Raw genomic sequence first — 18,347 nt, 5'->3', positions numbered from 1 at the left:
TCCCCGATCCGGAGGGGCGCGTCCATTGGCAGCGTCAGGCGGCGCCGAGGGGTTTGTCGAGCTGGAAGGCGGTGTTCACATGGTCGCGGAAAGTGCGCACATGGGTGGTGAAGGCCTCCTCGGTTTCGAGGTTCGCGAGGTCTGCCTCAACGAACATGACCTGCCACCTGCCGTCGGCGCTGGTCTTTGGGGTGAGACCGATGTTCTCAGGATGCCGCGCATTCCAGAAGTCGTTGATGCAATTCACCGTCCGGTCGTCCGCAAGCCACTGGAACGCCATCATTCGGAAGCACGTGGTGGCCTCCTCGGCCGGGGCGAGCCGATCAGGGTCTGGCGAAACCCTGGGATGGGCCTGGCGTGCCTCCCAGAAAGCGGTGTCCGACATGTAGACGCAGAAGACGAGGCATTCGCCCGTCTTGATATCCCATATACGTTTACCCTCTAAGTTCAGGAGGACAGAACAGCAATTCATCGGCAAAAGATCCCAGACCCAGTTCCACATGGGATTCTTATTGCGCGGTGGTGGCATCCCGTGATCCGTTGCCATCCAATCAGCAAACTCCAACGGCTCGAATTCACGCCCCGCGATCTTCATCATCGCCTGCACGCGCTGCTGATAGGCGGCAACGACGCGGTAGGCTTTGCGCACATTGGCCAGTGAGTGCCCCCAGTCGAGATCGCTCATGTCCAGGCTCCAAAGCTTGTGACGGCGCGGGCATCGACCTCGGCCATGTGTTTCAGGGTGTCTTCGAATTTGACATGCAGGTATCCGAACAGCGTCAGCGCCTCCTGCATGTCCTTCAGGATGCGCGCCTCCGCCGGGGCAGATGTATCAAGCGCCTGCGCCACGCCACGCGCCATATCCTCCCAGCCTGCAATCGCGAAGAGCGTGTCCGGGCGCTGTTTCAGGCCCGCGCCCCGATAGGCTGTTGGGTCCGGCACGTGTCCACCGATGGCAAGGTAGCCAACCAGATCGGGCGAGGCATCCTCATGCCTGAGGTCGTTGTAACAGCGCAACTGATTGCACCACTGCTCCTGCAACTGCGGAGCGCCGCCGCGCTTGGCCTCGACAATCAGGTGGATCACCTGCTGCGGATCGCCCACCCGCAAGGTCAGAAAGACGTCCGGTTCCTTGCGCCATGCCTCGGGCAAGGGATCCTCCCACAGAGGCCAGAACGCGATCTCGGTGATTTCCGCCATGCGCCAGCCGAACAGCTTGGCACCGTCGCCGCCCGCGTCCCGCCGCGTCGCCTCGGCCAGAATCGACATGGCCGTGGGGCCGGAGAGATAGGAGAGCCGCTCGAACAGCGTCGCGGTGATGAAATCCTCACTGTCGCGAAACGTCTCGCGCCAGGGCGTGCGCGCCTCGGCCTCGCCGTGGCGGCCGGACTTGGCGTGCAGAATGGCGTTCAGCATGTCATCAACCTTCCTCGAATGCGCGGACCAGACCACCCCAGCGACCACAGGTCAATCCACGCCCCACACCTCTGGACGCGCCCGCCGCGCGCGCGCTACACCCAAACGCAGACAGCAGGGGGGAGAGGCCGGATGGACATCGAGACGATCGCCGAGAAGGTTCTGAACGGTGACCGCCGCGCGCTGAGCCGCGCCATCACCCTGGTGGAGAGCAGCCGCGCCGATCACCGGGAGGCCTCGGCCGGCCTGATCCAGCGGCTGGCGCAATCGGGGCGGCAGGCGCTGCGCATCGGCCTGTCGGGCACGCCGGGGGTGGGCAAATCGACCTTCATCGAGAGCTTCGGGATGATGCTGACGCAAGCGGAGCTGCGCGTTGCAGTGCTGGCCGTCGACCCAAGCTCGGCGCGCTCAGGCGGCTCGATCCTCGGCGACAAGACCCGGATGGACCAGCTGGCGCGCGCGCCCGGCGCCTTCATCCGCCCCTCGCCCAGCCAGACGCATCTGGGCGGCATCGCCCGCCGCTCCCGCGAAGCGGTGGCTGTCTGCGAGGCGGCAGGCTTCGACGTGGTACTGATCGAGACGGTGGGCGTCGGGCAATCCGAAACCGTGGTGGCCGAGATCAGCGACCTGTTTATCCTGCTGCTCGCCCCGGCCGGCGGAGATGAGCTGCAGGGCGTCAAACGCGGCATCATGGAGATGGCCGACATGATCCTGATCAACAAGGCTGACGGAGAGCTGAAACCCGCCGCGAGCCGCACCTGCGCCGACTATGCCGGAGCTTTGCGCCTGCTGCGCAAACGCCCACAGGACCCCGAAGGCTTTCCCAAGGCGCTGATGGTCTCCGCCATTGAACAGGCAGGACTTGAGACCGCCTGGACCGAGATGAAGTCGCTGGAGGGCTGGCGCCGCGAGGCCGGACACCTGCAGGCGCGCCGCGCTGCCCAGGCGCGATACTGGTTCCGCGAAGACGTAAAACGGGGCCTTCTGGCACAGCTGGAAACGCCTGCGGCCCGCACCCACATGACAGAGCTGGGCGAGGCCGTGGCACGGGGTGAGATAACACCGGCCCTCGCCGCTGAAGAGATGCTGTCCGCCCTGCGGCAAGGGTAGGATGGGGGCGCTGCCCCCGTCAGGCTGCGCCTGCCACCCCCGGGATATTTCCAACAGGGAAACAGGTGGGAGGCGCTCTTCATCATCTTGCCTTAAATACTTCCGCCGGAGGCGAGCAAGGCTACCACGGGCGCGGGGGGCGATCTGATATTGGATCTATGCAAAAGCCGGGGATCAGCGTATGCGGTGGCGCATGATCGCTCAAACGCCCCTCGCCCTTCGACGCCGACGCGCGTAACAGTCGCCCCTTTGCCGGGGCGTTCTCTGGTCGATCCTGCGCCCAAATTGTCGCGGCGCGATACTCCCACATCCTGAAAACTTGACTTGGCCCGGGGGCGCGTGCTCTTTCAGGGCCTCCGTACTCCAGAGGAACGTCTGATGATCCCTGCTGTCCTGCCGACCTATTCCCGCGCGCCGCTTCACTTTGTCAAAGGTGAAGGCACCTGGCTGATCGAGGAGGACGGGCGCCGTTTTCTTGATCTTGGCGCGGGTATTGCCGTCAACGTGATGGGGCATGCGCATCCGGCGCTGGTCGCCGCGCTGACGACCCAAGCGAACAAGGTCTGGCATCTGTCCAACCTCTACGAGATCCCGCAGCAGGAAGAGCTGGCGCGGCGGCTGGTGGACGCAAGCTTTGCCGACACCTGTTTCTTTACCAACTCCGGCACCGAGGCCTGTGAGCTGGCCATCAAGATGGCCCGCAAATACTGGTACGAGAAGGGCCAGCCCGAGCGGGTCGAGATCCTGACCTTTGATGGTGCGTTTCATGGCCGCTCCTCCGCCGCGATTGCAGCCTCGCCAACCGAGAAGATGGTCAAGGGCTTTGGCCCTCTGCTGCCCGGTTTCAAGGTGATGAAATGGGGCGACTGGGAGGCTCTGAAGGGCGCCCTGAGCGAGACGACCGCCGCGATCCTGATCGAGCCGGTGCAGGGCGAGGGCGGCATTCGCCCGATCCCCGATGCGGATCTGAAAGCTCTGCGGGCGATGTGCGACGAGACCGGCACCCTGCTGATTCTGGACGAGGTGCAATGCGGGATCGCGCGCACCGGCCGCCTGTTTGCCCATGAGTGGGCGGGCGTCACCCCCGATATCATGATGGTGGCCAAGGGCATCGGCGGCGGCTTTCCGCTGGGCGCTGTGCTGGCGACAGAAGAGGCCGCGTCCGGCATGGTCGTCGGCACCCATGGGTCGACCTATGGCGGCAACCCGCTGGGCTGCGCCATTGGCATCGAAGTCATCAAGCATGTCTCCGACCCCGATTTCCTGGCCGAAGTGAACCGCAAATCCAGCCTGCTGCGGCAGAAGCTGGAGGGGCTTGTCGCCTCGCACCCCGACGTCTTCGAGAGCGTGCGCGGTCTTGGCCTGATGATCGGGCTGAAGTGCAAGGCCTCCAACGCCGACATCGTCAAGGCGGGCTATGCCAACGAGGTGATCACCGTCCCGGCTGCCGACAACGTGTTGCGTCTGCTGCCGCCGCTGACCATCACCGATGACGAGATTGCCGAGGCCATCACCCGCCTCGACGCTGCTGCAACGAATGTGGAGCAGGGCTTGGCCAAGTAAGGCCGGACTGCACCGAATTCAGAACCTTCCGGGGGTGTGGGCCGCCCTGCCCCCGGCGACAACAAGAGTTTCCCGATGAACCATTTCCTAGACCTGCACACCACCGACGCCGGAGAGCTGCGCCAGATCATCGACCATGCCCGCGCCATAAAGACCGCCCGTGAGGGTCGCCCGCGCGGCATGCCCGATGACGAACAGGCGCTGGCCGGGCGCATGGTGGCGCTGATCTTTGAAAAGCCCTCGACCCGGACACGCGTTTCGTTCGACGTGGGCGTGCGCCAGATGGGCGGGCAAACGATGGTGCTGTCGGGTCAGGACATGCAGCTGGGGCATGGCGAGACGATTGCCGACACCGCCCGCGTGCTCAGCCGTTATGTCGACATGATCATGATCCGCACCTTTGACGAGGCCGTGCTGCACGAGATGGCCGATGCCGCCAGCGTGCCGGTGATCAACGGGCTGACCGATTCCAGCCATCCCTGCCAGATCATGGCGGACGTGATGACATTTGAGGAACACCGTGGCCCGATCAAGGGCAAGAAGGTGGTCTGGACCGGCGACGGCAACAACGTCTGCGCCAGCTTCCTGCATGCCGCCGGGCAGTTCGGCTTTGATCTGACCTTTGCCGGCCCGATGCAGCTGGACCCCGATCCCAGAGCCGTCGCCTTTGCGCGCGAGCAGGGCTCGACCGTGATCATTGAACGCGACGTGATGCGCGCGGTCGAGGGCGCAGATCTGATCGTCGCCGACACATGGGTGTCGATGCATGATGCGCAATCGGCCCGCGAACGCCGCCACAACATGCTGCGCTCCTATCAGGTGAACGAAGCGGTGATGGCGGCAGCGGCCGATGATGCGCTGTTCATGCACTGCCTGCCCGCACACCGGGGCGAGGAAGTGACCTCTACCGTCATGGACGGGCCGCAGTCGGTGATCTTTGACGAGGCCGAAAACCGCCTGCACGCCCAGAAGGCCGTGATGCGCTGGTGCCTTGGCCTCTAGCATGGGCCTTGCGCCCCTGTGATCCGCCTGTAACAGGCTCTGGTTCCCCGCTGAGCCCGCGAATCGTCGCCACGCGACCTTGTATCTCGGGCGATGGTGTTTAAAATAGGGGACTGATCAACGGACCGGGGCGGCACATGGGTGCCGCCCTGTCACCTTCGACCGCAGGAAGCGGCCGCCGAGAACCCTGGAGGACCTGCATGTCCTGGACCGACGAACGCGTAGAGCTTCTGAAAAAGATGTGGAGCGAGGGCCAATCCGCCAGCCAGATCGCCAAGGAGCTGGGCGGCGTGACCCGGAACGCAGTGATCGGCAAGGTCCACCGTCTGGGCCTGTCGAACCGCTCCGGTGGCGGTGCGCCGCAGCAGGCAACCCCTGCCGCAGCAGCCCCCGCCGCGCCCCCCAAGCCCGAGGCCCCGAAGGCCAAACCCTCAGCGCCCGTGACGCCTGCCGCCGCCACGCCGAAACGCGAGGCTCCGGCCGAGGCGCGCCCTGCGGCGGAACCCGCAGCACCTGCCGCGCCCGCCATGTCGGCGGCGCGCCGCGCCATCATCCCCGCAGGCCAGCCGCTGCCGCCGCAGCCCTCGGCCAATGAAATCAGCCCCGAGGCCCTGGCGAAAGTCAGCGAAATCGAGAAGAAGGCCAAGCGCCTGACCCTGATGGAGCTGACCGAGCGCACCTGCAAATGGCCCGTCGGCGACCCCGCCACGGAAGATTTCTGGTTCTGCGGCCTGCCCGTGCAACAGGGCAAACCCTACTGCGAGGCCCATGTCGGCGTCGCCTTCCAGCCGATGTCGTCGCGCCGCGATCGCAAACGCTGACGCCCTCGCTTTTTGAAAAAGAAAAGTGCGCCCCCGTTTGAGGGCGCATTTTTTGTTGCTTCGGCAGAGGCGTGGCGCGCCTATTTGAACAGCCCCTTCAGACTGCCGCGCAGCTTCTCTTCGATGCCACGGCGAATCGCATCCTCGCTGCTTTCGCCCTGCTGCTGCTGGACGCCCAGCTTGTCCTGCACTTCCTTGCGCAGCTTGTCCTGCGCCTCTTTCTTCACGTCGCCCTTGTTGATGTCAAAGTTGCTCTGCAGCGCCTGCTCCAGATCGGGGATGATGCGCGGGCTGGCCCAGGGACCCTTGATGCGCACCGGGACCGAGATGTTCTGCTCGCCCGTGCGCAGCAGCGTCGGCGTGAAAAGATAGTCGATCGCCCGCCCGCCGAGATCGACCGTGCCCTTGCCCGTCGCCTGAATCGAGGCGAGCTTCATGCTCAGGTCATTGTTGCGCAGCACGCCGTCGGCGATCAGGAAACTGGCCGAGGTCTGATCAAAGATCGTCGTGCCGCCATTGGCCGCGCCGGTGCGGAACAGCTTGTCGAGGTCGATGCCCGCAATCGTGCCCTGCCCGGTCGAAAGCGTGCCGGTCCCCGACAGCGACGACATCCACGCCGCCATCGAATTGCCCGTGGCCAGCAGATCGACCCGACCGTCCGCCGCCCCGGTAAAGCGCGTGATCCCAGCGGTTTCGCGCAAAAGCCGCGCCAGATCGACGCCGGTGATGCCCAGATTGGCCGCCACCGACAGGCCCGCGCGGTTGTTCGCCACGACCTGCCCGCTCAGCGCGCCGCCAAAGGCCGACAGGCTGCGGATATCGGCCACGGCGCGGGCGCGGTCGACGCTGATCAGCGTGTCGACGCCGCTCAGCTGTGTCACGCCAAGGTTCACCACATCGGCTTTCAGCGACACATCGCCATTGAACAGCGCCAGGGCCGAGGCATCAATCGGCGCGCGCGACCAGCCCTCAGCGGGTGCCCCGCCTGCCCCAGTCGCACCCCCACTGGCCGCCGGCGCGGTCGTGCCCAGCCCCGACAGATCCAGCGTGCCCGTCACCAGCCGCGCCGTCACCTGCGGCACATCCCCAAGCGCCACATCCGCCGAGACATCCAGCGCGTTGTCATCCAGCGTCACACGCCCGCCCCGCAACGAGACCCGGCCCTCGGCAAAGGTCATCTGCCCGGTGAACTGGGCGCTCTGCCCCAGCCCCTGCGGCAGCGCAACGCCGGGATTGCCGAGCGCGGCCAGAAAGCGCGAGGTGTCGGCAAGGTTCAGACGCAGTGCGCCCTGCGCCTCGGGCGTCAGACCGAAGCTGCCATCAAAATGCGCCTCGCCCCCCGGTGCCACCAGAGCCAGCCGGGTGGCCGAGACCGCCCCGTTCACCAGATCGGCGAACCGCTCGATATGCCCGGTCAGCGTCACTGCCTCCCCCGCCGGATGCAGCACCATGTCCAGATCCGCAGGGCCGTTGTAATCGGGCAGGCGCAGATCCAGATCGACGCCCTGCACCAAGGTATCCGTCTGGGTCGCCGGATCGACATAGCGCAGGGCCGCACCGCTCAGCATGGCCCGCTCCAGCCCGAAACCGCGTGGCGCCGGTGCCTCGGCTCCGGTCGGCGCGGGGCTCGGGTCACTGGCGCTCAGCGTGCCGAACAGATCCCAGTTGGCGCGCCCGTCGGCGGTCTTTTCCAGCAGGATGCGCGGCTCGGTCGCCTCAAGCGTGGTGATGCGGATATCGCCGCCGATCAGGGCCCGGACATCGACACCGATCTTCAGCGCCTGCGCCTGAAACATCGGCCCGTTGCCCGACCAGTCGGCATTGGCCAGCTGCACCGGCCCCGTCTCGACCCCAAGGTTGGGATAAAAACTGACCGAAGTATCGCCCGAGATCGTCAGCGCCCGCCCGGTGCGCGCCTCGATCTGATCCGCGGCGATCCGGGCAATCCGCTCGCCCGGCAGCAGAAACACCGCGCCGAGGGCAAACAGCGCCAGAACCACCACCAGAACAACGACAAAACCCAGAATTCGCCTGATCACCCGCATCCACTCGCTCCTTGAAATCGCATGGCCTCGTTGCGGGCCTTTGCGCACAAGATAGCAGCTGACCCCCGCGCGGCAAGCAAAGCGGCCTTGATGCAGCCTCTGCGCGCGGGCAATTCCCTTGTGCCTCGACTCGCGCTATAGGCGGCATATGTCGCAGAACCCGCCAAACCTCCGCCCCGATCTCGCCCCCGCTCCGCGGCTGGGCGATACCTCCCGTCGCGCAGGCCAGCCGTCTCTCGGTATGGTCAGCCTCGGGTGTCCCAAAGCCCTTGTCGACAGCGAGCGGATTTTGACCCGCCTGCGCGCTGAGGGCTATGCCATCAGCCCCGATTACGCGGGCGCCGATGCGGTGATCGTGAACACCTGCGGCTTCCTCGACTCCGCCAAGGCGGAAAGCCTCGCGGCCATCGGCGAAGCGCTGGCCGAAAACGGCCGCGTCATCGTCACCGGCTGCCTCGGGGCCGAGCCTGAATATATCACCGGCGCGCACCCGAAAGTCCTCGCCGTCACCGGGCCGCACCAATACGAACAGGTGCTCGACGCGGTGCACAAGGCCGTGCCGCCCAGCCCCGATCCCTTCGTCGACCTGCTGCCGGCGTCCGGAGTCTCGCTGACACCGCGCCACTACAGCTACCTCAAGATTTCCGAGGGCTGTAACCACAAGTGCAAGTTCTGCATCATCCCCGACATGCGCGGCCGCCTGCAATCACGCCCCGCCCATGCTGTCGTGCGCGAGGCTGAAAAGCTGGTGCAAGCGGGCGTCAAGGAACTGCTGGTGATCTCACAGGACACCTCGGCCTACGGCGTCGACATCAAGCACATGACGGAACGCGACCATCGCGCCCATATCACCGACCTCGCCCGCGACCTCGGCGCGCTTGGCGCCTGGGTCCGGCTGCACTACGTCTACCCCTACCCGCATGTGCGCGACCTGATCCCGCTGATGGCCGATCCCGCCTCGGGCCTGCTGCCCTATCTCGACATCCCGTTTCAGCACGCCCACCCGGATGTGCTCAAACGCATGGCCCGCCCCGCAGCCTCCGCCCGCACGCTGGATGAAATCGCCGCCTGGCGCGCCACCTGCCCCGACATCACCCTGCGCTCGACCTTCATCGTCGGCTACCCCGGTGAGACAGAGGCGGAGTTCCAGTACCTGCTCGACTGGATGGACGAAGCCCAGCTCGACCGCGTCGGCTGCTTCCAATACGAAAACGTCGCAGGCGCCCGCTCCAACGACCTGCCCGACCACGTCCCCGACGAAGTCAAACAGGAGCGCTGGGACCGCTTCATGGAAAAGGCGCAAGCCATCTCCGAGGCGAAACTCCAGGCCAAAGTCGGCAAGACCCTGCAGGTCATCGTGGACGAGGTCGACGAAGACGCCGCCACCTGCCGCACCTGGGCCGATGCCCCGGAAATCGACGGCAACCTCTTCATCGACGAAGGCTTCGAACACCTCTCCCCCGGCGACATCGTCACGGTCGAGGTCGACGAGGCCGGCGAATACGACCTTTGGGGCCGCCTCACCAACTAAAGCGCCGCTCCAAAGTCATCTTGCCCAAAATACTTCCGCCGGAGGCCCCCACCTCGCCACCGGCGGAACGCCCGATCAGGGGCGCAACGCTGCCAGCCAGTCACCATTCCGGCAATACCCCGGCGCGGCGTCAGCCGTCTCATGCTCTGCCTGCCAGCTGACACAGGCCCCCTCCTTGCCACAGGACGCACAGGAAATGACCGCCGCCCGATAGGCCCGTGCGCCTGCTTCGGGTGACTGCTCGACAGATCCGGCAATATCACTGCCCAGCCGCTCGGCCATGCCATCCATCAGCGCCGCGTGACGGTCCAGCTTGCGAAATAGTCCCATGTAAACCTCCTGATGACCCCGGCTCCGCCCGTGCGAATGCCCTTGGCACCGAGGCTACGCCCGCAAGACCGGCCCCGCCTTGATCCTAATCAAAGCGGCCAGAAGATCAGGATCAGCGGGATCGACACGGCCACGACCAGAATCTCCAGCGGCAGCCCCATGCGCCAGTAGTCGCCAAAGCGATAGCCGCCGGGGCCGAGGATCAGCGTGTTGTTCTTGTGCCCGATCGGCGTCAGAAACGCCGCCGAGGCCGCAATCGCCACCGCCATCAGGAACGGATCGGGCGAGACCTCCAGCGTCTGCGCCATGCGGATGCCGATCGGGGCCGCGACAATCGCCGTCGCCGTGTTGTTCAGCACGTCCGAGAGGGTCATCGTCACCACCATCAGCGCCGTCAGGATCGCCCAGGCCGGCCAGCCGCTGGTCAGCGTCACCAGCCCCTGCGCAATCAGCTCGGTGCCGCCGGAACTCTCCAGCGCCATGCCAAGCGGGATCATCGAGCCGAGCAGCACCACGACGGGCCACTCGATATGATCGTAAAGCTCGCGCATCGGCACGATCCGCAGCAGCAGATAGGCGATCACCACAAAGCCAAGCGCAATCGGCAGATGGATCAGACCAAAGCTCGCCGCCGCCACGGCCAGCGCGAACAGCCCGATGGCAGACCAGACCTTCTTGTTCTCGGTCACGGCCAGCCCACGGTCGGCCAGCGGCAGACATCCGAGCCATTCCGCAATCTCCTGCCCCTGCTCTTTCGGCACCAGCAGCAGCAACAGATCGCCCGGGCGCACTTCGGTCATGCGCACCTGCTTGGTGATCCGCCGGCCCTGCCGCGAAATCCCCATCAACACCGCGCGATGACGCCAGGACAGCCCGATACCCTGCGCTGTCTTGCCCGACAGCCGCGACTCGGCCGTCACGACCAACTCCAGAATATCCAGACCCTCGCCGTCTGCCTTCAGCTGATCTTCGCGGATCTGGTCGGAAAAACTCAGGTCGAGCGCACTGCGGAATTCGTCCAGCGCCTCGGGCACCGCCTCCAGCACCAGCGCATCGCCTGCCTGCAGGCGGGTGTTTTGCGCACGGCCATAAAGACGCCGGTTGTCCCGGATCAGCCCGAGGATCGCCACATCCGCCTTTTCCGCCTGCTCACTGTAGTCGATGACCCGGTTGCCGATCATCTTGCTGTCCTCGGGCACCGTCAGCTCGGCGACGTATTGCGCGATTTCCTTGTCCGACAGGCTCGCCGTCTTGGGCTGCGGGATCAACCGCCAGCCGATCAGCGCGACGAACGCCAGCCCACCAAGCGCCGTCAGCGCGCCCACAGGGGCAAAGTCGAACATGCCAAAGGGCTCGCCCAGGGTCTGCGCCCGGATGGAGGAAATGATGATGTTCGGCGGCGTCCCGATCAGCGTCGCCATACCGCCCAGAATGGTGGCGAACGACAGCGGCATCAGCGACAGCCCCGGGGCGCGCCCGGCCTTCTTGGCGGTCTGCACATCCACCGGCATCAGCAGCGCCAGCGCGGCCACGTTGTTCATGAAGGCCGACAGCACGCCGCCGATCCCGCCCATCAGCGCGATATGCAGGCCAAGATTGCGCGAACTGTCCACCAGCGTGCGCGTGATCAGATAGACCGCCCCCGAGCGTACCAGCCCCGCCGAGATCACCAGAACCAGCGCCACGATCAGCGTCGCCTCATGGCCAAACCCGGCAAAGGCCTCCTCATAGGGCACGACGCCCGTGGCCACCCCGACCATCAGGGCGGCGAAGGCGACAAGGTCATAGCGCCATCTCCCCCATATCAGCAGGGCGAAGACGGCGAAAAACAGGGTGAAGAGAATGATCTGATCTATTGTCATTGAGCAGACATAACCCGGCCAAGTTACCGATCCACAAATATTTTTCCCGCCTCTCCAGATCGGCGGGAAGTCCGGCTGCGACGCCCTGTGCGGACCCCGGCACGCCGAAAGGCGCGCGAAACTTGCCATCCATCGCGATATGCCCGCGCCGATCCCCTTGCAGGCAAGGGGCACCCTGCAATATAGAGGCGCGATATTGGATTTCAGGAGCATGGAGGCACCTATGGCCGGCCACTCTAAATGGGCAAACATTCAGCACCGCAAGGGTCGTCAGGACGCTGCGCGGTCCAAGCTGTTTTCGAAACTCTCGAAAGAGATCACCGTCGCCGCCAAGATGGGCGACCCTGATCCCGACAAGAACCCCCGGCTGCGGCTGGCGGTCAAGGAAGCCAAGTCGGTTTCCGTGCCGAAAGACGTGATCGACCGCGCGATCAAGAAATCGCAGGTCGGGGACGGCGACGACTACGAAGAGATCCGCTATGAGGGTTACGGCCCCGGTGGTGTTGCCGTCATCGTCGAGGCGATGACCGACAACCGCAACCGCACCGCCTCGAACGTCCGCTCGACCTTCACCAAGCACGGCGGCAACCTGGGCGAAACCGGCTCGGTTGGGTTCATGTTCGACCGCAAGGGCGAAGTGACCTACCCCGCCAGCGTCGGCGACAACGACACCGTGATGATGGCCGCGATCGAGGCCGGTGCCGAAGACGTCGAAAGCACCGAGGATGGCCACACCATCTATTGCCTCGACACCGATCTGAACGGCGTGGCCACAGCGCTTGAGGCCGAGCTGGGCGAGAGCGACTCGACCAAGCTGATCTGGAAGCCGACCACCACGACCGAGCTTGACCTTGAGGGCATGCAGAAGCTGATGAAGCTGATCGATGCGCTGGAAGATGACGACGACGTACAGCGCGTCACCGTCAACTTCGAGGCCTCGGACGAGGTGATGGAGCAGCTGTAACGCCGCCCCTTCCTCCACAAGATCAAAAGGCCGGGGGATGTCCCCGGCCTTTGTCGTTTCTGGGGTGTGCCGTCTCGGCCCTCAGGCCAGCTTATCGGCAAAGAGCTGCAGCATATTGGCCCAGCCGCGCGTCGTCGCGGCCTCGGAATAGCCCATGCCGGGGCCTTTGGCGTTCACATTGGTAAAGCCGTGGCCCGTGTGCCCGAAGCCCAGCAGCTGCCAGTCGGCGCAATGGGCGGTCAGCTCGGCGGCCAGCGCAACGGTCTGCTCTGGCGTGGCCAGCGGATCATCCCAACCGTGCAGGATCAGCATCGCGGGCTTCATGGTCTGGCTGCCAGACGCGGGCGCATCATAGACCCCGTGGAAGGTCACCCCGGCGCGGAAATCAGCGCCCGAGCGGGCCAGGTCCAGCACCGCCTTGCCGCCAAAGCAGAACCCCATCGCCCCGAGGCGGGCCGCGTCGACCTGCTCCTGCCCGGCCAGCGCCGCCAGCGCGCCCTGCATCCGGGCGGCCAGCAGGGGGCGGTCGTTCTGCATCCCCTGCATCAGGGCGCTCGCCTCCTCGCGGTCCTGCGTATAGGCCCCGCCGCTGTAATAATCGACGCCGAGCGCGGCATAGCCCAGCCCGGCCAGCCTGTCGGCCACGGCGCGGTCACTGTCGGACAGGCCACCGAAAGCAGGCGCGACCAGCACGCCAGGATGCGGCCCGGGGCCCGCAGGCAGCGCCAGATAGCCGTGGCAGTCAGCGCCGCCGGCGACATAGCTCAGGGGTTTGGTGATGATGGCATCGCTCATGACGACACTCCTTTCAGGGGGAAAGCGAAAAGGCCCCGCAACAGAGTGCGGGGCCTTGAGGAAAGTCGCAAACGGCGCACGACGGATCAGTTCGCCGGGGCCGGTGTGGGTGCCGGTGCAGTATCAGGGGCCGTCACAGGCGCATCCGTCTCGGGTGCCAGCGCTGCGGGGTCGGCAGGCAGGGGCTTGGCCTCTGCCCCCTCCAGCGCGCCGTTCGACCATTTGCCCGACAGGACTTCGCCCGTGGCATAGGTCAGCGTGCCTTCGCCCTGACGGCGGCCCTGTTCGAACGTGCCGGTGTAGATATCGCCATTGGCATAGGTCGCGACGCCCTTGCCGGTCATCTCGCCCGCTTTCCATGCGCCCTCGTAGGAGAACCCGTCGGGCATGGTGATCTTGCCGACGCCGTCGCGCTCTCCGGCGACGAAATCGCCGGTGTAGACCATGCCGCCGGGGAAGGTGGCCGTGCCCTTGCCCTGCCGCTGGCCCGCGACCCAGTCGCCCTCATAGCGATAGCCGTCGGAGTGGGTCATCACGCCGTAGCCGTCGTTCTTGGCCTGCTTGAAGCCGCCCTCATAGACAACGCCGGTGGGGAAACGCGCCACGCCCTGCCCCTCGATCACGCCATTGACCCAGTCGCCGACGTAAGTGGCGCCATCGGGATAGGTGATCGTGCCCTTGCCATTGGCGAGGTCGTTGGCAAAGTCGCCCTTGTAGACCGAGCCATCGGGGAAGGTGACTTCGCCGGTCCCCGCAATCTTGTCCGCCGCCCATTGGCCGACGTACCGATAGCCGTCGACGCCGCTGAAGGTGCCCTCGCCCTCGCGCTTGTCGTCGACAAACCCGCCCTCGTAGATGTCGCCATTGGCATAGGTCACGCGGCCCTGCCCCTGACGTTTGCCGTCCTTCAGCGCGCCCTCGTAGATATCGCCGTTCGGCTGCGTCAGCTTGCCGGTGCCGCTGATCTGGCCGTTGTCCCAGTCGCCGGTATAGCTCAGCCCGTCGGACATGAGCAGCGTGCCCTGCCCCTGCCGCACGCCCGCCACGATCTGCCCCTCGTAGGTCGCGCCGTCGGGATAGGTGATGGTGCCGGTGCCTTCCTTGACGCCGTTGATCCAGTCGCCCTCGTAGACATAGCCGTCGGGATTCTTCATCCGGCCCTTGCCGTTGTGCATGGCGTTGCGAAAGCCGCCCTCATAGCGCACGCCATTGGCGTATTCCGCGATGCCCTGCCCGGTGATCTTGCCGTCGGCCCATTCGCCCTCATAGGTGCCACCATCGGAAAAGGTGATCTTGCCGAAGCCCTCGGGCTTGCCCTTGGCAAACGCCCCCTCATAGACCGAGCCGTTGGGGAACCGCGCCCGCCCCTGGCCGAGGATTTCACCCTGCACCCAGTCGCCGGTATATTCATAGCCGTTCGGCAGGCTGTAGGTGCCCGTGCCGTCCTGCAGACCGTTCAGAAAGGTGCCCTCGTAGACGCCTCCGTCTTCGTACTGCTTGGTGCGCACATCTGCGTCCTGCGCCCAGGTCGATGTCGACACCAGTGCGATGCAGGCCGCGCCGGCCGCCAAAAGCGTCTTCAGCCTCTGAGCCATGTTCTCTCCTTGAACGTGCAATTTCCGGCTGGGGGCCTGTCCTGGCTGATGACTTGGCCTGGCTCCCGGATTGTCGAAAACCTAAGCGACGCTGCACCGTGATACAACGCCTTTCCGCCAGACCGGCCGAGCCTTGCCCGCAAACGCCCCGGATCGGCAAATCGGCTTTCACTCGCCCCGCCCAGCCGGTAATCAAAGATAAAGCCCTGATGCGTATTCACGCAGGGCAGCGAAAGGGGTTCTCATGTCCGACCGGTTCCGCATCACACTGGCCCAGCTCAACCCCACAGTCGGGGATATCGAGGGCAATGCCCTGAAAGCCTTCACCGCCTGGCAGGCCGGGCGCGACGCCGGCGCCGATCTGGTGGCCCTGCCCGAGATGTTCATCACCGGCTATCAGGTGCAGGATCTGATCGAAAAGCCGGTGTTCCACCAGACCGCCATCGCCGCGATCGAAGCACTTGCCGTGCAATGTGCCGACGGTCCCGCGCTGGCGATCGGCGGGCCCTGGCTTGAGGGCGCCTCGCTCTACAACGCCTACCACATCTGCCGCGGCGGGCGCGTCGTGAGCCGTGTGCTCAAGCACAACCTGCCGAACGAGACGGTCTTCGACGAGGTGCGCCTGTATGACAGCGGCGCGCTCGGCGGGCCCTATGCCGTGGGAAATACCCGCATCGGCAGCCCGATCTGCGAAGACGCCTGGCACCCGGAAGTCTCTGAAACCCTTGCAGAAACCGGCGCCGAGTTCCTGCTGGTCCCGAACGGCTCGCCCTACTACCGCAACAAGCTCGGCACCCGCTTCAACCACATGGTCGCGCGCGTGATCGAGACGGGCCTGCCGCTGATCTACCTCAACATGGTGGGCGGTCAGGACGATCAGGTCTTCGACGGTGGCAGCTTCGGCCTCAACCCCGGCGGTGCTCTGGCGTTCCAGATGTCGGTCTTTGACGAGGACGTCGTGCATGTCGACCTCGCCCGCACGCCCGAGGGCTGGCAGATCGAAACCGGGGCCAAGGAGCGTATCCCGGATGAGTGGGAGCAGGACTACCGCGCCATGGTCGAATCCCTGCGCGACTACTGCGGCAAGACCGGCTTCAAGAAGGTGCTGCTCGGCATGTCCGGCGGCATCGACTCGGCGCTGGTCGCCACCATCGCCGTCGATGCACTCGGCCCGCAGAACGTGCGCTGCGTCATGCTACCGTCGGAATACACGTCTGAGCATTCGCTGGAAGATGCCAAAGCCGCCGCTCTGGCCCTCGGATGCCGCTACGATTACGTGCCGATCAGCGAAGGCCGCGACGCGATCACCGCAACCCTCGCCCCGCTGTTCGAGGACACCAAGCCCGACATCACCGAAGAAAACATCCAGTCCCGCCTGCGCGGCCTGCTGCTGATGGCGATGTCCAACAAGTTCGGCGAAATGCTGCTGACGACGGGCAACAAGTCCGAGGTCGCGGTCGGCTATGCCACGATCTACGGCGACATGGCGGGCGGTTACAATCCGATCAAGGATCTCTACAAGACACGCGTTTTTGAACAGTGCCGCTGGCGCAATGCCAATCACCGCGACTGGATGGCCGGCCCCGAGGGCGAGGTGATCCCCGCGCGCATCATCTCCAAACCCCCCTCGGCCGAGCTGCGCCCCGACCAGAAAGACAGCGATTCCCTGCCCGATTATCCGGTGCTCGACGGGATTCTCGACCTGCTGGTCGATCAGGATGCCTCGGTCAGCGATTGCGTCGCGGCGGGCTATGATCACGCGGATGTGAAGCAGGTCGAACGCCTGCTCTACCTCAGCGAATACAAACGCTTTCAGTCCGCCCCCGGCACCCGCCTGACCAAACGCGCCTTCTGGCTGGATCGCCGCTATCCCATCGTCAACCGCTGGCGCGACGGCGGCTGATCCCCGCTCGTATGCGTCAAATACGACATGCCCGGCGTCGCAAACCTATGCGCGACGCCGGGCCACAGGCCCTATTGCCAGCGCTTCGCCCTCCCGGAGCCGCAGCCTGTCATGATCGCCTTTCACATTGTTCCCGAAGCCTTTTCCGCCGTTGAATGCGCTCGGCTGGCCGAGATTGCCCGCGCCGCCCCCGCGCAGGAGGCGGGCCTCGTGCGTCGTGCCAAGGATCAGAACCTGCGCCGCGCCGAACTGGTCTGGGTCGATGATGTTCCCGGCACCGACTGGGTGATGGACCGGCTGATCGACGTGGTGCGCGTCGCCAACCGCGAGGTCTTCGATTTCGACCTGCAGGATTTCGCCGAAAGCCCACAGATCGCGCGCTATGACGCCGCGAGAGAGGGGCACTTCGGCTGGCACTCCGATGTTGGCGACGGCACACTGGCGGCGCGGCGCAAACTGACGCTGGTCACGCAGCTTTCCGAGCCCGGCGCCTACAAGGGCGGCACCCTTGAGGTCTGGTTCGATTCGAACCTGCGCACCGCCCCGTTGGAGCCGGGAACAGCCGTGCTTTTCCCCTCCTTTGCCCTGCACCGCGTGGTGCCCGTGACCGCCGGAGAGCGGCTCTCCCTGACGGTCTGGGCGCACGGCGCGCCGTTTCGCTAAGACCTTGGTGCATTGGCGCACACATACTTTGCGGTTAGGCCACTCGTATTGAGCGGCCGGGCCGACTAGATCCCTCTCACAAGCTTAGTCACCAAACTTAGTCACGGAGAGATCGCCATGAGCGCCCCCAAAATCGCAGTCATCTATTACTCCACCTATGGCACCAACCACGCCGTTGCCGAAGAAGCCGCCCGCGCTGCCCGCGAAGCCGGTGCCGAAGTCCGCGTTCTGCGCGTGGCTGAAACCGCACCGCAGTCGGTCGTCGACACGCAAGAGGCGTGGAAAGCTCAGGCCGACAAGGTCAAGGATGCCCCCGTCGCAACCGCAGACGACATGATCTGGGCCGATGGCTATTTCTTCAGCTTCCCGACCCGTTTCGGCTCCGCTCCCAGCCAGATGCGCGCCTTCATCGACACCCTCGGCGGTGTCTGGGCGCAAGGCGGTCTGGCCAACAAGACTGTGACCGCGACCACCAGCGCAGCCAACGATCACGGCGGCATGGAAAGCACTCTGCTCGGCTTCTACACCTCGGTCATGCACTGGGGCAGCATCCTGGTCGCGCCGGGCTTCACCCACGCCTCGATCGGCGAAGCGGGCGGCAACCCCTACGGCTACGCCGTGAAAGCCGGTGAATTCAACGACGCAGGCCGCGCCGCTGTCAGCCACCAAGCACAGCGCCTGGTCGAAATCACCGCCAAGCTGGTTGCCCCTGCAACTGCCGAAGCCTGATCTCTGACGGGCTGCCGG

Annotated in this window: 16 protein-coding genes; 9 read left to right on the top strand and 7 right to left on the bottom strand. The window is 65.4% G+C overall.

Annotated elements, in window-relative coordinates:
- Positions 1–34: 34 nt before the first annotated feature.
- The gene (locus F3W81_RS18235) at positions 35–685 is read right to left on the bottom strand and encodes a hypothetical protein (protein WP_193080823.1); all 651 of its coding nucleotides are present in this window, start codon (positions 683–685) and stop codon (positions 35–37) included.
- The gene (locus tag F3W81_RS18230) at positions 682–1,416 is read right to left on the bottom strand and encodes a hypothetical protein (RefSeq protein WP_193080821.1); all 735 of its coding nucleotides are present in this window, start codon (positions 1,414–1,416) and stop codon (positions 682–684) included. Before F3W81_RS18230 ends, F3W81_RS18235 begins: the two co-directional genes overlap by 4 nt.
- Before the next feature lie 132 nt (positions 1,417–1,548).
- On the opposite strand from F3W81_RS18230, the gene meaB reads away from it, so the two are divergent.
- From meaB to F3W81_RS18210, 4 genes are all read left to right on the top strand, one after another.
- On the top strand, positions 1,549–2,526 hold the full coding sequence (meaB, locus tag F3W81_RS18225) for a methylmalonyl Co-A mutase-associated GTPase MeaB (RefSeq protein ID WP_193080819.1): 978 nt from the start codon (positions 1,549–1,551) through the stop codon (positions 2,524–2,526).
- A gap of 378 nt (positions 2,527–2,904) precedes the next feature.
- Complete coding sequence (locus tag F3W81_RS18220) at positions 2,905–4,089, top strand: aspartate aminotransferase family protein (RefSeq protein ID WP_193080817.1); 1,185 nt, start codon at positions 2,905–2,907, stop codon at positions 4,087–4,089.
- A 75-nt stretch (positions 4,090–4,164) separates the two neighbouring features.
- On the top strand, positions 4,165–5,091 hold the full coding sequence (argF, locus tag F3W81_RS18215) for an ornithine carbamoyltransferase (RefSeq protein WP_193080816.1): 927 nt from the start codon (positions 4,165–4,167) through the stop codon (positions 5,089–5,091).
- Between the two features lie 200 nt (positions 5,092–5,291).
- Complete coding sequence (locus F3W81_RS18210; protein ID WP_193080814.1) at positions 5,292–5,912, top strand: GcrA family cell cycle regulator; 621 nt, start codon at positions 5,292–5,294, stop codon at positions 5,910–5,912.
- 80 nt (positions 5,913–5,992) lie between these two features.
- Here the strand turns inward: F3W81_RS18210 and F3W81_RS18205 are convergent, their stop codons facing one another.
- Positions 5,993–7,957 carry an AsmA family protein gene (locus F3W81_RS18205; protein ID WP_193080812.1) on the bottom strand — a complete coding sequence of 655 codons (1,965 nt, stop codon included), beginning with the start codon at positions 7,955–7,957 and terminating at the stop codon, positions 5,993–5,995.
- A gap of 148 nt (positions 7,958–8,105) precedes the next feature.
- Between F3W81_RS18205 and rimO the strand changes: the two genes are divergently transcribed.
- Positions 8,106–9,488, top strand: coding sequence for a 30S ribosomal protein S12 methylthiotransferase RimO (rimO, locus tag F3W81_RS18200; protein ID WP_193080810.1), 1,383 nt, complete (start codon positions 8,106–8,108; stop codon positions 9,486–9,488).
- Positions 9,489–9,563: 75 nt separating this feature from the next.
- On the opposite strand, the gene F3W81_RS18195 is transcribed toward rimO, so the two are convergent.
- Both F3W81_RS18195 and F3W81_RS18190 read right to left on the bottom strand, forming a co-directional pair.
- Positions 9,564–9,818, bottom strand: a complete 255-nt coding sequence (locus F3W81_RS18195; RefSeq protein WP_193080808.1) for a DUF6455 family protein — start codon at positions 9,816–9,818, stop codon at positions 9,564–9,566.
- Between the two features lie 89 nt (positions 9,819–9,907).
- Positions 9,908–11,680: an SLC13 family permease gene (locus F3W81_RS18190; RefSeq protein ID WP_193080807.1), complete on the bottom strand. Its 1,773-nt coding sequence runs from the start codon at positions 11,678–11,680 to the stop codon at positions 9,908–9,910.
- A gap of 223 nt (positions 11,681–11,903) precedes the next feature.
- On the opposite strand from F3W81_RS18190, the gene F3W81_RS18185 reads away from it, so the two are divergent.
- On the top strand, positions 11,904–12,644 hold the full coding sequence (locus F3W81_RS18185; protein ID WP_193080805.1) for a YebC/PmpR family DNA-binding transcriptional regulator: 741 nt from the start codon (positions 11,904–11,906) through the stop codon (positions 12,642–12,644).
- 81 nt (positions 12,645–12,725) lie between these two features.
- Here F3W81_RS18185 and F3W81_RS18180 read toward each other — a convergent pair whose 3' ends face one another.
- The gene (locus F3W81_RS18180) at positions 12,726–13,439 is read right to left on the bottom strand and encodes a dienelactone hydrolase family protein (RefSeq protein ID WP_193080803.1); all 714 of its coding nucleotides are present in this window, start codon (positions 13,437–13,439) and stop codon (positions 12,726–12,728) included.
- A gap of 86 nt (positions 13,440–13,525) precedes the next feature.
- Positions 13,526–15,034 (bottom strand): MORN repeat-containing protein, encoded by a 1,509-nt coding sequence (locus F3W81_RS18175; protein ID WP_193080802.1) that lies wholly within the window; start codon positions 15,032–15,034, stop codon positions 13,526–13,528.
- A gap of 244 nt (positions 15,035–15,278) precedes the next feature.
- Between F3W81_RS18175 and F3W81_RS18170 the strand changes: the two genes are divergently transcribed.
- The 3 genes from F3W81_RS18170 to F3W81_RS18160 all read left to right on the top strand — a co-directional run bounded on the left by F3W81_RS18170 (position 15,279) and on the right by F3W81_RS18160 (position 18,329).
- Positions 15,279–16,937: an NAD+ synthase gene (locus F3W81_RS18170; RefSeq protein WP_193080800.1), complete on the top strand. Its 1,659-nt coding sequence runs from the start codon at positions 15,279–15,281 to the stop codon at positions 16,935–16,937.
- 111 nt (positions 16,938–17,048) lie between these two features.
- The gene (locus F3W81_RS18165) at positions 17,049–17,600 is read left to right on the top strand and encodes a 2OG-Fe(II) oxygenase (protein ID WP_193080798.1); all 552 of its coding nucleotides are present in this window, start codon (positions 17,049–17,051) and stop codon (positions 17,598–17,600) included.
- 117 nt (positions 17,601–17,717) lie between these two features.
- Positions 17,718–18,329, top strand: a complete 612-nt coding sequence (locus tag F3W81_RS18160) for an NAD(P)H-dependent oxidoreductase (protein WP_193080796.1) — start codon at positions 17,718–17,720, stop codon at positions 18,327–18,329.
- Positions 18,330–18,347: the final 18 nt, after the last annotated feature.

The organism is Pseudooceanicola spongiae (genome assembly GCF_014899185.1).
Classification (GTDB): domain Bacteria; phylum Pseudomonadota; class Alphaproteobacteria; order Rhodobacterales; family Rhodobacteraceae; genus Pseudooceanicola; species Pseudooceanicola spongiae.
The sequence above is the reverse complement of the archived record's forward strand: the minus strand, read 5'-3'. Positions and strand labels throughout refer to the sequence as shown.